The following is a 14,059-nucleotide window of genomic DNA, read 5'->3' as shown; positions in this document are numbered from 1 at the left end:
CAGCCTTAGTGGGCCGCGCTCATGTCACTGGCGTGTTTCTGGACATACTGGGTCAACATGCGAGCCTGTTCCGGGGTCAGGGAGGTGCGAGATTCCATCCCCTTGATGACGCCGATCCACTGGTTGGCATTGAAGTGATCCAGCGCGGTGAGGCCGTGGCAGCCGGTACAGTTGTTGGACATCAGGGTGGAGGCGTATTGCCACAGCTTACCCTGATCGCCGATAAGCTGACTCTGGTCGACCCAGGCGGTCAGCTTGACCTGATGCCAGGTGAGGTTGGTGGCGCTGTCGGTTTCACTCTGGCCGGTGACCAGCGCTTTCTTGGCGGCATCGCCGACCAGTACGCTGAGGATCCGTTTGCCCGGTGCGGCGTAGAACACTTCGCTCACACCATCCTGTTGCCAGCCTTCGATCTGCACCTTGGCGCGGCCGTTTTCGTTGGCCAGCACTTCCACCTTGGTGGAGGGCATCAGGGTACCTTCGTCGGTCTTGGCTGCAGCATCAAGGAACAGCGGGGTGGTGGCGATGGCGTAACGGGTGGTGACGTTGGCCGGGGTCTGGGCCGCAGCCTGCGCCAGCTCGCTGGCACCGGCGGCAGCCAGGCCGCTCATGTCAGGCATGATGTGGGCGACACCGCGGTGGCAGTCGATACAGGTCTGACCCTCCTTGATGGCGACCGGGTGCTCGGCACGGGCATTGGGGCGCTGGGCCAGAATGTCCATCGCCTCGTAGCTGTGGCAGCTGCGGCAGGTGGCGGAGTCGTTGGCTTTCAGCTCGTCCCAGACGGATTGGGCCATCCGCAGCTTGTGGGCTTCATACTTTTCCGGGGTATCCAGCGTGCCGATCGCCTCGTGATAGATATCCTTCACGGCGCGGATCTTGGTCCACAGGTAGGAGGTGGGGTCGCCCGGGATGTGGCAGTCGGCGCACTCGGCGCGGATCCCCTTGGTGTTCTGGAAGTGGACACTGCCCTGATATTCGGCGAGCGGAGTCTGCATGGAGTGGCAGGAGACGCAGAATTCGGTGGAGCTGGTCTTGTGCAGCACGGTCACGGTGACACCCAGTGCCGCGACACCCAGCAGGGCCCCGAGCAGCAGGAGCCAGAACCAGGTTTTTCTTATCAGTTTTCCAATCATGGCGGCGTTTTCCTACGGTCAATAATTACCTACATAGTACTAGTCCAATAGTAGTAGTAATGATAGGGATAAGGCGTTGACCTTCATCATGGTTTATATTTTTGATTGTTGTCACATTTTGCCTTTTATTTCGCCATTGACACATTTATCGAATTAAATTCAGTTGTTTTCTGTTTTATCTATTTGTGCACTTTCCGCGACAGCTGTTAGCCCCCTCGCAAAACCCCACAAGATTCGCTGATATAGTGAGCAGTGAGCCTCAACGGAGTGTCGCTGATGAGCCCTTTCTCACTGCTGTGTGTCGCCGCCAACGTGCAACTGCTGGCCGAATTCGAACAGGAGTTGGCTCCGCTGCTCGGCCATTTCGCGCTGGTGGTGGTAGTCGGTCAGGGGTCGGCTGAGCTGGCCTTGGACGAGCTGGATCGCAAGGGGCAGCCACCCGCCGTAGTGGTGTGTGACAGCGAGCTGGGGGATGGGCGAGGGGCCGATTTTCTGATCCGCCTCGGCAGCCGTCATGAGGCGTGCCGCAAGATCCTGCTGGGCAGCCAGCCCGAGATGAAATCGATCATCGAGGCGGTGAACCTCGGTCGTCTCGACTACTACCTGCAACGCCCCTGGCGCGATGGCAGCCTGCGCCGGGCGGTGATCGAGCAGGCGAGCCACTTTGTATTGCAGCGTCCCGAGGCGGATCTGCTGAGCTATGCCGCCGTGCTCGACAACCAGAAGCTGCTGCGAGCCCACGTCGATCGCCAGTTGGCAGCCTATCGGCAGGGCTTTATGGATTACACCCACTGCAGCGATGAAGAACTCTCCCGGGTGGTGATCGACGGCCTCTACCAGTTTTTCGAGGGCAATGACGAGGAGCGGGTCTGCCGCCACTACAGCCCGGGCCATGTGCTGACCCGCGAGGGGGAGCCCAACAGCTTCCTCTGGTTTATCGCCAAGGGGGAGGTGGTGCTGCGCAAGCGGGACGAGCAGGGGATCGATCAGGAGGTGGTGCACTACCGTACCGGCTCGCTGGTGGGGGGCATGTCCTTCGTCACCGGCGAACCCGCCTTCACCACCGGCGTGACCCTGACCGGTGCCGAGGTGATCAAGCTCGACAAGCTGCAATTCTCCCGGGTGATGCAGGCGCGCAGCGAACTGCTCCCCTCCTTTACCAACCTGCTGCTGCGCCACTTCAACCGCCGTCTGCAAAACAGCATCCGTACCGAGATGCGGTTGCAACAGACCCTCAACTCCCTCGATGCCGCCTACGCCCAGCTGGTGGAGAGCGAAAAGATGGCGATGCTAGGCCAGCTGGTGGCTGGTGTTGCCCACGAGCTGAACAACCCGGTGGCGGCCATTATTCGTGGCAGCGAGACTCTGCGGGCCGCCATCCCCGATCTGGTCAATCTCGAGCTGCCAGCACCCATCAAGGGGCTGGGCAACCAGACCCTCTGTCAGGCGCTCTCTTCCCAGCCGGTCTCGACCAGCGAGATCCGTGACAAGACCCGGCAGGCTGAAGGGCGCTTTGGCGATCGCCAGCAGGCGCGGCTGGCGGTGCAGATGAATCTGGATGACGAGCTGAACTGGCAACGCTGGTTTGCCAGCCGCACTGCCGACGAGCGGGAGGCGCTGCTCTCCCGGCTGGAGCTGTTCCAGCAGACCGGCAGCTTCCTGCGCAATATCGAGGTGTGCGCCCGTCGCATCGGCGATCTGGTCAAGAGCCTCAAGCAGTATGCCCGGCAGGACAGGGATGAACCCTCGCTGGTGGACCTGCACGAGGGGCTGGAAGATACCTTGATGATTATCGAAAACCGCCTCAAGCATCATGATCTCTGCAAGGAGTACCAGCCGCTGCCGCTGGTGCGCTGTCACCCCATCGCCCTGCAGCAGGTGTGGACCAACCTGATCGCCAACAGTCTGGATGCCATGAGCGGCCCGGGGCGACTCACCATTCGCACCGGGTTGCTGGATCCCGAGTGGGTCATGGTGGAGATAGAGGATAGTGGTTGCGGCATCGAGCCCGAGCTGTGGCAGCGGATCTTCGATCTCAACTTCACCACCAAGCGGGAGGGCCATTTCGGCCTCGGGATTGGTCTGAGTGTCTCGTTGCAGATAGTTCAGCAGCACCACGGCCGGATCGAGGTGGCCTCCGAACCGGGCCGTTACACCCGGATGCGGGTCTGTCTACCGCTGGACGGCATGGGGCAGGCCGGTTACGGGGGCGAACCTCATCACAACAAGGAGCATGCGGCCTGAGCCGTCGCCAGCATCAATCGCGCGGCGTGCCAAACCATGTCGCCAAGGAGGAGCAATGAACAAACACTATCTGATCCTGTGTGTGGACGATGAGCGGGAGGTGCTGGATGCGGTGATCCACGATCTCGCCCCGTTCCGCTCCCACTTCGAACTGGAAGCCGCCGAGAGCGTCGATGAGGCGCGAGCGGTGGTGGAGGAGTGGGAGCACGACGGCAACAAGCTGGCGCTGATCCTCTGTGACCACATCATGCCGGGAACCCTGGGAGTCGATTTTCTGGTGGAGCTGAACCGGCGAGCCTCCACCCGGGCCAGCCGCAAATTGCTGCTGACCGGACAAGCGGGGCTGGAGGCCACCGTCGATGCGGTCAACCGCGGCGGTTTGCACTACTACCTTGCCAAACCGTGGAAGCTGGAGACCCTGCAAGAGGCGGTGCGCGAACAGCTGACCGACTACCTGCTGGCGGAAGATGGCGAAAATGCCTTCCACTATGCGCCGCTGCTCAATCAGGCGCGGCTGTTTGCCGCCATCCACGATCACCCGTTCGACGAGTAGGGGCAGTTGGGCTTTCGCGGTGGCAGTTGTATACTGTCTGCATATACAGTATTGCAGGTAGCCACCGATGCGACTCTTTATCGCCGAGAAGCCCACGCTGGGCCGTGCCATTGCCGATGCCCTGCCCAAGCCCCACAAGAAGGGCGACGGTTTTATCGAAACCGCCCAGGGTGATGTGGTCACCTGGTGTATCGGCCATCTGCTGGAGCAGGCCGAGCCCGATGCCTATGACGCCGCCTTCAAGCAGTGGCGGATGGAGCATCTCCCCATCATCCCCGCCCAGTGGCAGCTGGTGGCCAAGCCCAAGACCAAAGCCCAGCTCACCGTCATCAAGCGACTGATCAAGCAGGCGGACTGCGTGGTTAATGCCGGTGACCCGGACCGGGAAGGGCAGTTGCTGGTGGACGAGGTGATCGACTTTCTCGGCTACCCGAAAACCAAGCCGGTGCAGCGTTGCCTCATCAGCGATCTCAACCCGCCAGCGGTGCGCCGCGCTCTCGAGAAGCTGAGGGACAACAAGGAATTCGTACCGCTGGCGGTCTCGGCGCTGGCCCGCAGTCGGGCCGACTGGCTCTACGGCATCAACATGACCCGCGTCTATACCCTGCTCGGCCGCAAGGCCGGTTGTAGCGAGCTGCTCTCGGTCGGTCGGGTGCAGACCCCGCTGCTGGGGCTGGTGGTGCGGCGGGATCTCGAGATCGAGGCCTTCGTCCCCAAACCCTTCTACGAGGTGCTGGCCCATCTGCTGACCGATAGCAACGAGCGCTTCACCGCCAAGTGGCTGCCATCGGAAGCCTGCCTGCCGTGGCAAGATGAGGAGGGGCGGGTGCTCAACCGGGCGCTGGCCGACAAGGTGGTGAGTCGGATTAACGGCCAACCGGCACAGGTCGAATCGGTGGAGGAGCATGCCCGCAAGCAGGCGGCGCCGCTGCCCTACAACCTCTCCAGCCTGCAGATCGATGCCGCCAAACGGTTCGGTATGGATGCCAAGCGGGTGCTCGATATCTGCCAGAGCCTCTACGAGCGTCACAAGCTCATCACCTATCCGCGTTCCGACAGCCGCTATCTGCCGACCGACCACTTCAAGCGGGCCGAGCAGGTGCGCGGTGCCATCGCCGCTACAGCGCCTGCACTGGCCAAGGCGGTGAGCGAGGCTGATGGCAAGATCCGCAGTAAGGCGTGGAACGATAGCAAGGTGGATGCCCACCACGCCATCATCCCCACCGAGAAGCAGGGCAACCCCGCCACACTGGGGGCCGACGAGGCGAAGCTCTATGGCCTGATTGCCCGCCAGTATCTGCTACAGTTCTATCCCCCGTTCGAATACAACGACAGCAAGGTGCTGCTGCGCATCGCCGGTGGCCTGTTTCAGGCCAAGGCGCGGCGAATCCTCAAGGCGGGCTGGAAGGCGCTGCTCGGAGTGGAGGAGGATGACGACGAAGAGAAGGCGGGCACGCTGCCTGCCCTGAAAGAGGGAGAGCAACTGCTGTGCGAGCGGGGCGAACTGCAGGAGAAGATGACCCAGCCGCCCAAGTCGTTCACCGATGCCACCCTGCTGGCGGCTATGACCGGCATCGCTCGTTATGTGCAGGATCCCGAGATCCGCAAGACCCTGCGCGACACCGATGGCCTCGGCACAGAAGCGACCCGGGCGGGTATCATCGACCTGCTGTTCAAGCGTCGCTTTCTGGTGCGTCAGGGCAAGAGCATCAAGGCGACCCCGACCGGGCGGGCGCTGGTACAGGCGCTGCCTGCGACGGCCACCACGCCGGATATGACGGCGCTGTGGGAGCAGAGCCTCGGCCAGATCGCCGAGCGCCACGGCAGCTATCAGCAGTTTATGGGGCCGCTCACCGAGCAGCTCAACGGTCTGATCGAGGGGGCGCGGCAGGACTCCGGCGCCAGCTTCAGCGCCCTGCCCAAGGAGGCACCGAGGGCCGGCAAGCGGCGTTTTACCAAGCGCAAGACTGGCGGGCCCCGACCGCGCAAGACGACCAGCAAGCGCCAGACCAGTGCTGCATAACGAAAAAAGGCGCCCATCCTGGGCGCCAAAGGCATTGTTGTCAGGCTGCCTGAGTGGACAAGCTGGCACGGATCCTGTGCTGGTAGTGCAGAACCACACCGAGAAACACCAGGTCCTTGAACAGGAAGAACTCGGTGACTGGCACGCCGTCAACCATCTTCCAGACACCTGTCAGAGTCAGCAGGAAGCTCAGCGTCGCCAGGAAGGTGACGATAGCCCCCATGCTGCACCAGTAACCGATGCGAGGTTGCCACAGACCCACGACCAGCCCGATGGCGATCACTATCTCGACCACCCCGATCAGGTTCGATACGCTCTGTTCCGACAGGGGGCCATAGAGCCAGCTCATCAAGGGGTGGCTGGCTACCAGTGGTTTGATGGCGGCTGCCTCTGTCGGGGTAAACTTGAAGACGCCGATCCAGAGCAGGGTCAATACCACGCCCGCCAGAGCGACCAGAAAGCCTTTGTCATGTTGCTGCATGGGGGCTCCTTGTTTAAGGGGTCAGAGTGACGGGCGGGAAGTCGATCTCGGTCGCCGCCAGGTGGTTGCCATAGTTGGTCAGGGTATTGACCACCACCTGGCCGAGCACCTCCAGCAGCAGCTCGTCATCTACGCCTGCGGCACGGGCGCTAGCAAGCTGCTCGTCACTGATCACCCCGCGCTGACTGACCAGCGCTGTTGCCAGTTGCAGCAGGGCGTGATCAAGGGGAGCCGAGGCCTGGCCGAGCCGGGCAGCCCGGATCTCCTGGGCCGAGAATCCGGCCTTGCCCGCGAGCAGTGTGTGGGCAGACAAACAGTATTGGCAGGCGTTGGCTTGACCTATGGCCAGTGCCAGCAACTCCCGTTGTGGGGCAGTGAGACGCCCCTTGCCAAGCGCCTCGGCAAAGGCCAGGAAGCCATTGAGCAGGGCTGGCGAGTGGGCCAGGGTAGCGTAGAGGTTGGGCACCATACCCAGATTGCGTTGCAGGGTGGCCAGGGTCTGGGCAGCTGCGGGTTGCGGTTGGGATACGGGTTGGATACGGCTCATGATCTTCTCCTGTGGTAGTGAAGGTACGGGAGACAGTGTGCCGTCATTCGTGATACGGTTTATCACTCATCGTCTGCAAATAAATACTATTAGTCTCAAATATGGATCCGCTCTCTGCCCTGTTGGTTCATGCCTCCCCCGAAGCCAAGATCTTCTTCGCCGGCAACCTGTGCCAGAACTCCTCCAGTGATGATTACCCGAGTGGCGGACATCTTCATCTGCTGCGCAGCGGTGCCGTCATGCTGCGTGAAGAGGGGGGAGCCAGCTTGCTGCTCGAGGAGCCGACTCTGATCCTGTTCCCTCGGGGACGTCCTCACAAGCTTGAACCCAGAACTCTGGGGGGTTGTGATTTGGTGTGCGCCAATGTCGTATTCGGCAAGGGGGGATCATCGCCGTTGCAACTGGCATTACCGGGCTCGCTGGTGCTGCCGCTACGTGAGTTGCCTGTCCTGACGCCGGTGCTGAGTCAGCTGTTTGACGAGGCGTTTCACCCCCGCTACGGGCAGGATCCGCTGATCTCCCGCTTGCTGGAGGTACTGTTGATCCTGCTGCTGCGTCATCTGGTCGAGCAAGGGGTGTGTCAGCAGGGGATGCTGGCAGGTATTTCCGATCCCCAGTTGGCCAAGGCGATCTCGGTGATGCATCAGCGTGGGGATGAACCCTGGACGGTGGCCACGCTGGCGCGGGAGGCCGGCATGTCGCGGGCCCGCTTTGCCGCGAGGTTTCAGGAGCGGGTCGGTCAAGCGCCGCTTGGTTATCTGACCCGCTGGCGCATGGCGTGCGCCTGCCAGCAACTGCTGGCGGGGGAGCCCATGGTGCAGGTGGCGCTGGGTGCGGGATACAGCAGCAGTGTTGCCTTTGGTCGGGCATTCGAGCGGGAGCTGGGGGTGAGCCCGGGGCGCTGGCTCAAGGCGCAGCAACAAGCCGAATAAAAAAACGGGGCAGCCAGTGGCTGCCCCGTGTTCATGGCTGGTCAGCCGGTATAGACGTTCTCTTCCGGATAACGGATGCGGGTCTCGACCGGGCGGGCCAGCATAAAGGCCAGGGTCAGGGGGCCGAGACGGCCGCAGATCATCACCAGCACCAGGATCAGCTTGCCCGGCTCGCTCAGGGAGGCGGTGATGCCGGTGGAGAGGCCGACGGTGGCAAATGCCGAGATGGTCTCGAACATGATTTTGTCGAACGGCAGATCCTCGGTCACCATCAGCAGGAACATCGCCAGCATCAGCACCATGGTGCTGACGATGATGATGGCCAGCGAGCGGGTCACGATCTGGGGCGACAGGGTGCGGCCAAAAGCGGTGACATGGGGCCGCTTGGTCAGAAACGCCTTGGTCGCCAGCAGCACGACCGCGAAGGTGGTGACTTTGATACCGCCACCGGTGGAGGTGGCACCGGCACCGATAAACATCAGCATCATCAGGAACAGCAACGCCGCTGGGGTCATCAGCCCGATATCTATGGTATTGAAACCGGCGGTACGGGCGCTGGCAGACTGGAAGAAGGCAGCCAGCAGCTGGCCACCGATACCGGCCTTGCCGAGGGTGCCCGGGTTGTTGTGTTCCAGCAGCCAGAACATCAGGGTACCGGCCAGCAGCAGCGCCGGGGTCATCAGCAGCATCAGCTTGCTGTGCAGCTTCAGCTTGCGCCAGCGGCGGTTGCGCACCAGATCGACGATGACGGTAAAGCCGATCCCCCCCAGGATCAGCAGACCGGCGATGGTCAGGCTGATGATGGGGTCGTCCCTATAGTCCATCAGGTTGTTGGCAAACAGCGAAAACCCGGCGTTGTTGAAGGCCGATACTGCGTGGAAGAAGCTGACATAGAGGCCGTGCACCCAACCCATCTCGGGCACCCAGCGGATCGCCATGATGCCGGTACCGATCAATTGGGCGATAAAGGCGAACAGCACGATCCGTTTGACCAGCTGAATGATGTTGACCGAGCCTTCCTGTCCCAGCGCCTCCTTGGCCAGTACCTGCTGGCGTAGGCCGACCCGTTTGCTGAAGATGGCGATCAGCAGCAGGGTCATGGTCATCTGGCCCAGACCGCCGATCTCCATCAGCATCAGCAGGAAAATCTGCCCCTGCAGGGTAAAGGCGGTGCCGGTATCCACCACGCCAAGACCTGTCACGCTGATGGCCGAGGTGGCGGTAAACAGGGCGTTGACGAAGGTGACCTCGCCATTGTGGCTGGAGGGTTGCACCAGAAAGATGGTGCCAATCAGCAGAATGATCAGAAAGCTGCCGAGGATCAGCCGGGCTTCGCTCCAGCGAGAGTCCTGCTCCCGATGGAGGGCGAAGGCGTAGCTGCTGCGCCAGTTGATCATAGGGTTTCGAGCCAGTGGTCGATGGCGTGCTTGTTGCCCGCCAGGATCAGGATGTCGCCCAGTTGCAGCTCCATCTTGCCGGTCAGCACGTTGTGCAGCACATCACCACGCTTGATGGCGAGCAGCTGGAAATCGCTCTGTTGCAGCAGATGGAAGTCGCCTAGTTCCCGGCCGTTCTGTTGTAGGCCAATCACGAACTCGGTCAGCACCATGTCGTGGCCCAGCTCCAGATAGTCGAACAGCCGGTTGTCCAGCATGCTCTGGGCGACCCGGCGGCCCATGTCCCACTCCGGGTTGATCACCTTGTCGGCGCCCACTTTCTGCAGGATCTTGGCGTGGAACTTGTCGCGCGCCTTGACCCACACCTTCTTCACGCCCGCCTCTTTCAAGACGAGGGTGGTGAGGATGCTGGTCTCCAGGTTGTCACCGATGGCAACGAAGACGATATCGAAATTGGCCAGTCCCAGCTCGGCCACGGTGGCCTCATCGGTGGCGTCGGCCACGATAACGTGATTGCAGAGGGCGGCGATTTGCCGGGTCTTGCTCTCGTCGATATCGATGGCCAGTACTTCGGCATCTTGCCGTTGCAGCTCTTCGCACAGCGCGCTGCCAAACAGGCCCAGGCCGATGACGGCAAACTGGTTGTTCATGAGTTATTCCTCAGCAGTTGAAGTCGCCTACTCTAAACCACTGCTATTCCCCCGAAAAGGGCTCGGGTTTTTCGTCATGGGGCAACTTGAGGTAGACTGCGCCCTTGCACCAAGCCGGGATAGACCGATGAAACTGAATGCCAACGCCTCCTTGTTGAAGCTCAACACCCTTGCCCTCGATGCGTATTGCCTCTGGCTGGCCGAGGTGGAGCAGGTTGCCGATCTGGCGACCCTGCGTGCCGATCCGCAGTTCAACCAGCTGCCGCGCCTCAATCTGGGCGGCGGCAGCAACATGCTCTTCACCACCGATTTTCTCGGTCTGGTGGTGCTCAACCGGCTCAAGGGGATTACCGCTGAAGATGGTGGCGATCACTGGTTGCTCCATGTTGCGGCCGGTGAAGATTGGCATCAGCTGGTGCGCCATACCTTGCAACAGGGCTGGTTCGGGCTGGAGAATCTGGCGCTCATTCCCGGCACAGTCGGTGCAGCGCCGGTGCAGAATATCGGTGCCTATGGCGTTGAGCTGGCCGACTTCTGCGCCTATGTCGAGGCGTTCAACTGGCAGAGTGGCGAGATAGAACGGATCGCGGCGGCAGAGTGCCGCTTCGGTTATCGCGACAGTATCTTCAAACACGAGTATCAGGATTCCCACCTGATCACTGCCGTCGGGCTCAAACTGCCCAAGGGGTGGCAACCGGTGCTGGGCTATGGCCCACTGGCGGCGCTCGGTGACGCGCCTTCGGCGCAGGTCATCTTCGATACCGTCTGTGCCACCCGCATGGCCAAACTGCCGGATCCCGCCGTGCTCGGCAATGCCGGTAGCTTCTTCAAAAATCCGGTGGTGCCTGCCGCGCTGGCGGAGTCGCTCAAGGTGCGCTACCCGCAGATGCCCTGCTATCCGGCCGGAGAAGGGCAGGCCAAGCTGGCTGCGGGCTGGCTCATCGATCAGTGCGGTCTGAAAGGTTTCGCCATCGGCCGCGCCGCCGTCCATCAGGAGCAGGCGCTGGTACTGGTCAATCTAGGGGGCGCCAGTGCCATGGAGCTGATCGCGCTGGCGGCTCATGTCCGCGACAGCGTGGAGCAGACGTTTGGCGTGGTGTTGGAGCACGAGGTGCGCTTTATGGGGGCGCATGGTGAAACCTGGCTCGACGAGGTGCTCTCATGACGTTGACTCCCATCAGACAGACCCTGATCACCCTGCTTAGCGACGGCCAGTTTCACTCCGGCGAACAGCTGGGTGAGCAGCTCGGCATCAGCCGGGCGGCGGTGAGCAAACACATGGCGGCGCTCAAGGAGCTGGGGTTGGATCTCTTTAGCCTGACCGGCAAGGGCTACCGGTTGGCGGTGCCGATGGCGCTCTATGATCAGGCTACCTTGCAGGCACTGGCCCCGATGGCACCGGTGCACTGTTTTCCGGTCATTGGCTCGACCAATCAACACCTGCTGGATCGGGTCAATGAGCTGCGCTCTGGCGAGAGCTGTCTGGCCGAGTGTCAGACAGCCGGGCGCGGTCGTCGTGGCAAACCCTGGATTTCGCCGTTTGGTTGCCAGCTGATCCTCAGCATGTACTGGCGACTCGAACAAGGCATGGCGGCGGCCATGGGGCTGAGTCTGGCGGTCGGCGTGGCAGTGGTTGAAGCGCTGGAGTCCCTTGGCTATCAAGGCGTCGAGCTCAAGTGGCCGAACGACCTCTACTATCAGGGCCGCAAGCTGGCGGGAATACTGGTGGAGATGAGCGGTAGCGCCGGGGCCAGTTGTCATCTGGTGATCGGCATTGGTCTCAATCTGGCGATGCCTGCCCGCGAAGGTGAGAAGATTGATCAGGCCTGGGCTGAGCTGCGTCACATCAATCCGGAACTGGTGGATCGCAATCAGTTGGCGGCCCGGATGATCGTCCATCTGCAGCGGGCGCTGCACACCTTTGAGCAGCAGGGGCTGGCAAGCTTTGTCGATGAGTGGAACCGGCTCGATCACTTTGCCGGTCGCCCTGTGCGCCTGCTGATGGGGGATCAGGAGATCCGCGGCATCGCTCGTGGCATCGACGATCGCGGCGCCCTGCGACTGGAGACAGGTGAAGGGATCAAATACTATCTGGGGGGCGAGCTCTCCCTGCGCCGGGGCGACTGAGGGTCAGCAAGGCCGCTCATGATGCCAAACAAGAAGAGGGGGCCCGCGGGCCCCCTCTTCGTTATCCGGCAACCGCCGTCATCATTTGCGCAGTTTGATCTGCTCGATGGCGTGCTCATGGCCCTTGGTCATGATCAGGTTGGCTCGCTCACGCGTTGGCAAGATATTTTCTTGCAAATTCAGATAGTTGATATCTTGCCAGATGTTGCTGGCGATCTGGGTCGCCTCACTCTCCGCCAGCTTGGCGTAGTTATGGAAGTAGGAGTCGGGATCCGAGAAGGCGCCGCTGCGGAATTTCAGGAAGCGTTCGATATACCAGGTGCGCAGCAGTTCGGCATCGGCATCCACATAGATGGAGAAGTCGACGAAGTCCGACACGAAGACCCGATGGGGCTCCTGAGGGTAATCCATGCCGCTTTGCAGCACATTGAGCCCTTCCAGGATCAGGATGTCCGGCTGCTCCACCACCTTCTTCTCATCGGGAATGATGTCGTAGATAAGGTGGGAGTAAACCGGCGCTTCGACCTTCTCGTGACCAGCGCGGATGTTGGCGACAAACTCCACCAGATGGCGGATGTCGTAGGATTCCGGGAACCCCTTGCGGCGCATCAGGCCGCGCTCTTCCAGTACCTTGTTGGGATAGAGGAAGCCGTCGGTGGTGACCAGCTCCACCCGTGGATGTTCCGGCCAGCGCTCCAACAGGGCCTGCAGAATACGGGCCGTGGTGCTTTTGCCCCCCGCCACGCTGCCGGCAATGCTGATAATATAAGTGCCCTTGCCGCGGGACTGGCCGAGAAACTGCTCCAGCACCCGGCTGCGACGCTGTTTGGCTTTGACATAGAGATTGAGCAGGCGGGAGAGAGGCAGATAGATCTCTTCCACTTCCCGCAATGACACCTTCTCGTTGATCCCGCGCAGGGTCTGCAGATCGTGTTCGGTCAGGGTCAGGGGGACCGAATCGCGCAATAACGCCCATTGTTCGCGGGTGAATTGCAGATAGGGGTTATGCTCTGTCGTCATGGTGTCATCACTGTTTCTTGGGCACGGCGACCATACACCAAGGGTGGGGGAGCGACAAGGGACGCAGCAGGATTGGCTTGTTTGCCCCCGCTTTTTTGCAAACTTCCCAGCAATAAAGCATATTTTGCCGGGTTCAATGGTTGCATCCCCCAAAACCTTACAATAAAATGCGCGACGCTTGACTGTCTGTCGTCTATTTGCGGTGCAAAAGCGATAAACACAACGGGTGCAAGCAGAATTACCGTTGTGACAATCTGGCGTCTGGAGGGGTTCCCGAGCGGCCAAAGGGATCAGACTGTAAATCTGACGGCTCTGCCTTCGAAGGTTCGAATCCTTCTCCCTCCACCATATTTCTCTGCGGTTTGAGTTCTTTGGGTTAGAGAAATGCGGGCATCGTATAATGGCTATTACCTCAGCCTTCCAAGCTGATGATGCGGGTTCGATTCCCGCTGCCCGCTCCAAGATGCTGATATGGCTCAGGCGTTAGCAGAGCCGCACCCTAGGGTGAGTTCGGCAAGCGAACCAGCCATCAGTACCTCTCTCTTTCCCACCAGATTCAAATCCATCATATAAACTGTTCTGTGGTTAGCTTGCCACCGCGTACTCAGCGTTAGTTTAGAGGGACGATCATGTCTAAAGAAAAATTTGAGCGTAATAAACCGCACGTTAACGTGGGTACCATCGGCCACGTTGACCACGGTAAAACCACCCTGACTGCAGCTATCACCAACGTGCTGGCCAAGCACTTCGGTGGTAAAGCTTTCGCCTTCGACCAGATCGACAAGGCACCGGAAGAGCGTGAGCGTGGTATCACCATCAACACCTCCCACGTAGAATACGACACCGCTACCCGTCACTACGCCCACGTAGATTGCCCGGGTCACGCCGACTACGTTAAAAACATGATCACCGGTGCTGCCCAGATGGACGGCGCGATCCTGGTAGTAGC

Annotated in this window: 13 protein-coding genes and 2 tRNA genes; 9 read left to right on the top strand and 6 right to left on the bottom strand. The window is 61.0% G+C overall.

The genetic code is table 11. The features are described from left to right. Positions 1–5: 5 nt before the first annotated feature. Complete coding sequence (locus tag G5182_RS07980) at positions 6–1,136, bottom strand: NapC/NirT family cytochrome c (protein ID WP_005339847.1); 1,131 nt, start codon at positions 1,134–1,136, stop codon at positions 6–8. 276 nt (positions 1,137–1,412) lie between these two features. On the opposite strand from G5182_RS07980, the gene G5182_RS07975 reads away from it, so the two are divergent. The 3 genes from G5182_RS07975 (at position 1,413) to G5182_RS07965 (ending at position 5,956) form a co-directional block, all read left to right on the top strand. Further along, positions 1,413–3,380 carry an ATP-binding protein gene (locus G5182_RS07975; RefSeq protein WP_227341799.1) on the top strand — a complete coding sequence of 656 codons (1,968 nt, stop codon included), beginning with the start codon at positions 1,413–1,415 and terminating at the stop codon, positions 3,378–3,380. Between the two features lie 55 nt (positions 3,381–3,435). Then, positions 3,436–3,933: a response regulator gene (locus tag G5182_RS07970; protein WP_227341800.1), complete on the top strand. Its 498-nt coding sequence runs from the start codon at positions 3,436–3,438 to the stop codon at positions 3,931–3,933. 67 nt (positions 3,934–4,000) lie between these two features. After that, positions 4,001–5,956: a DNA topoisomerase III gene (locus G5182_RS07965; protein WP_421254319.1), complete on the top strand. Its 1,956-nt coding sequence runs from the start codon at positions 4,001–4,003 to the stop codon at positions 5,954–5,956. Positions 5,957–5,996: 40 nt separating this feature from the next. Here G5182_RS07965 and G5182_RS07960 read toward each other — a convergent pair whose 3' ends face one another. Both G5182_RS07960 and G5182_RS07955 read right to left on the bottom strand, forming a co-directional pair. Then, complete coding sequence (locus G5182_RS07960; protein ID WP_005357613.1) at positions 5,997–6,437, bottom strand: DUF417 family protein; 441 nt, start codon at positions 6,435–6,437, stop codon at positions 5,997–5,999. A gap of 13 nt (positions 6,438–6,450) precedes the next feature. Then, positions 6,451–6,984, bottom strand: a complete 534-nt coding sequence (locus tag G5182_RS07955) for a carboxymuconolactone decarboxylase family protein (RefSeq protein WP_139412137.1) — start codon at positions 6,982–6,984, stop codon at positions 6,451–6,453. Positions 6,985–7,085: 101 nt separating this feature from the next. On the opposite strand from G5182_RS07955, the gene G5182_RS07950 reads away from it, so the two are divergent. Beyond that, positions 7,086–7,916: an AraC family transcriptional regulator gene (locus G5182_RS07950; protein ID WP_227341802.1), complete on the top strand. Its 831-nt coding sequence runs from the start codon at positions 7,086–7,088 to the stop codon at positions 7,914–7,916. 41 nt (positions 7,917–7,957) lie between these two features. On the opposite strand, the gene G5182_RS07945 is transcribed toward G5182_RS07950, so the two are convergent. Both G5182_RS07945 and G5182_RS07940 read right to left on the bottom strand, forming a co-directional pair. Beyond that, positions 7,958–9,313: a TrkH family potassium uptake protein gene (locus tag G5182_RS07945; RefSeq protein ID WP_005356363.1), complete on the bottom strand. Its 1,356-nt coding sequence runs from the start codon at positions 9,311–9,313 to the stop codon at positions 7,958–7,960. Beyond that, positions 9,310–9,963 (bottom strand): potassium channel family protein, encoded by a 654-nt coding sequence (locus G5182_RS07940; protein WP_005339863.1) that lies wholly within the window; start codon positions 9,961–9,963, stop codon positions 9,310–9,312. The genes G5182_RS07945 and G5182_RS07940 overlap by 4 nt, the downstream gene beginning before the upstream one ends. A 127-nt stretch (positions 9,964–10,090) precedes the next feature. Here G5182_RS07940 and murB point away from each other — a divergent pair, with 127 nt between their 5' ends. Both murB and birA read left to right on the top strand, forming a co-directional pair. Beyond that, positions 10,091–11,128, top strand: coding sequence for a UDP-N-acetylmuramate dehydrogenase (murB, locus tag G5182_RS07935; RefSeq protein ID WP_159164501.1), 1,038 nt, complete (start codon positions 10,091–10,093; stop codon positions 11,126–11,128). Next, positions 11,125–12,090: a bifunctional biotin--[acetyl-CoA-carboxylase] ligase/biotin operon repressor BirA gene (gene birA / locus G5182_RS07930; protein WP_227341803.1), complete on the top strand. Its 966-nt coding sequence runs from the start codon at positions 11,125–11,127 to the stop codon at positions 12,088–12,090. Before murB ends, birA begins: the two co-directional genes overlap by 4 nt. Positions 12,091–12,171: 81 nt before the next feature. Here birA and coaA read toward each other — a convergent pair whose 3' ends face one another. Then, entirely contained in the window at positions 12,172–13,110 is a 939-nt protein-coding gene (coaA, locus tag G5182_RS07925; protein ID WP_005339877.1) for a type I pantothenate kinase, read from the bottom strand. A 263-nt stretch (positions 13,111–13,373) separates the two neighbouring features. Between coaA and G5182_RS07920 the strand changes: the two genes are divergently transcribed. The 3 genes from G5182_RS07920 to G5182_RS07910 form a co-directional block, all read left to right on the top strand. Continuing rightward, a tRNA-Tyr gene (locus G5182_RS07920) sits at positions 13,374–13,458 on the top strand. Positions 13,459–13,496: 38 nt separating this feature from the next. After that, positions 13,497–13,571, top strand: a tRNA-Gly gene (locus G5182_RS07915). Positions 13,572–13,739: 168 nt separating this feature from the next. Beyond that, the coding region (locus G5182_RS07910; protein ID WP_021139867.1) for a GTP-binding protein at positions 13,740–14,059 on the top strand (320 nt) is incomplete at its 3' end.

This window comes from Aeromonas sp. 600948, from assembly GCF_049174875.1.
Classification (GTDB): domain Bacteria; phylum Pseudomonadota; class Gammaproteobacteria; order Enterobacterales; family Aeromonadaceae; genus Aeromonas; species Aeromonas veronii_A.
The sequence above is the reverse complement of the archived record's forward strand: the minus strand, read 5'-3'. Positions and strand labels throughout refer to the sequence as shown.

Bases quoted from the DNA above. Each gene is read 5' to 3' on its own strand.
- G5182_RS07980 (WP_005339847.1), bottom strand. From the start codon at position 1,136: ATGATTGGAAAACTGATAAGAAAAACCTGGTTCTGGCTCCTGCTGCTC.
- murB (WP_159164501.1), top strand. From the start codon at position 10,091: ATGAAACTGAATGCCAACGCCTCCTTGTTGAAGCTCAACACCCTTGCC.
- G5182_RS07945 (WP_005356363.1), bottom strand. From the start codon at position 9,313: ATGATCAACTGGCGCAGCAGCTACGCCTTCGCCCTCCATCGGGAGCAG.
- coaA (WP_005339877.1), bottom strand. From the start codon at position 13,110: ATGACGACAGAGCATAACCCCTATCTGCAATTCACCCGCGAACAATGG.
- G5182_RS07965 (WP_421254319.1), top strand. From the start codon at position 4,001: ATGCGACTCTTTATCGCCGAGAAGCCCACGCTGGGCCGTGCCATTGCC.
- G5182_RS07950 (WP_227341802.1), top strand. From the start codon at position 7,086: ATGGATCCGCTCTCTGCCCTGTTGGTTCATGCCTCCCCCGAAGCCAAG.
- G5182_RS07970 (WP_227341800.1), top strand. From the start codon at position 3,436: ATGAACAAACACTATCTGATCCTGTGTGTGGACGATGAGCGGGAGGTG.
- G5182_RS07955 (WP_139412137.1), bottom strand. From the start codon at position 6,984: ATGAGCCGTATCCAACCCGTATCCCAACCGCAACCCGCAGCTGCCCAG.
- birA (WP_227341803.1), top strand. From the start codon at position 11,125: ATGACGTTGACTCCCATCAGACAGACCCTGATCACCCTGCTTAGCGAC.
- G5182_RS07975 (WP_227341799.1), top strand. From the start codon at position 1,413: ATGAGCCCTTTCTCACTGCTGTGTGTCGCCGCCAACGTGCAACTGCTG.
- G5182_RS07960 (WP_005357613.1), bottom strand. From the start codon at position 6,437: ATGCAGCAACATGACAAAGGCTTTCTGGTCGCTCTGGCGGGCGTGGTA.
- G5182_RS07940 (WP_005339863.1), bottom strand. From the start codon at position 9,963: ATGAACAACCAGTTTGCCGTCATCGGCCTGGGCCTGTTTGGCAGCGCG.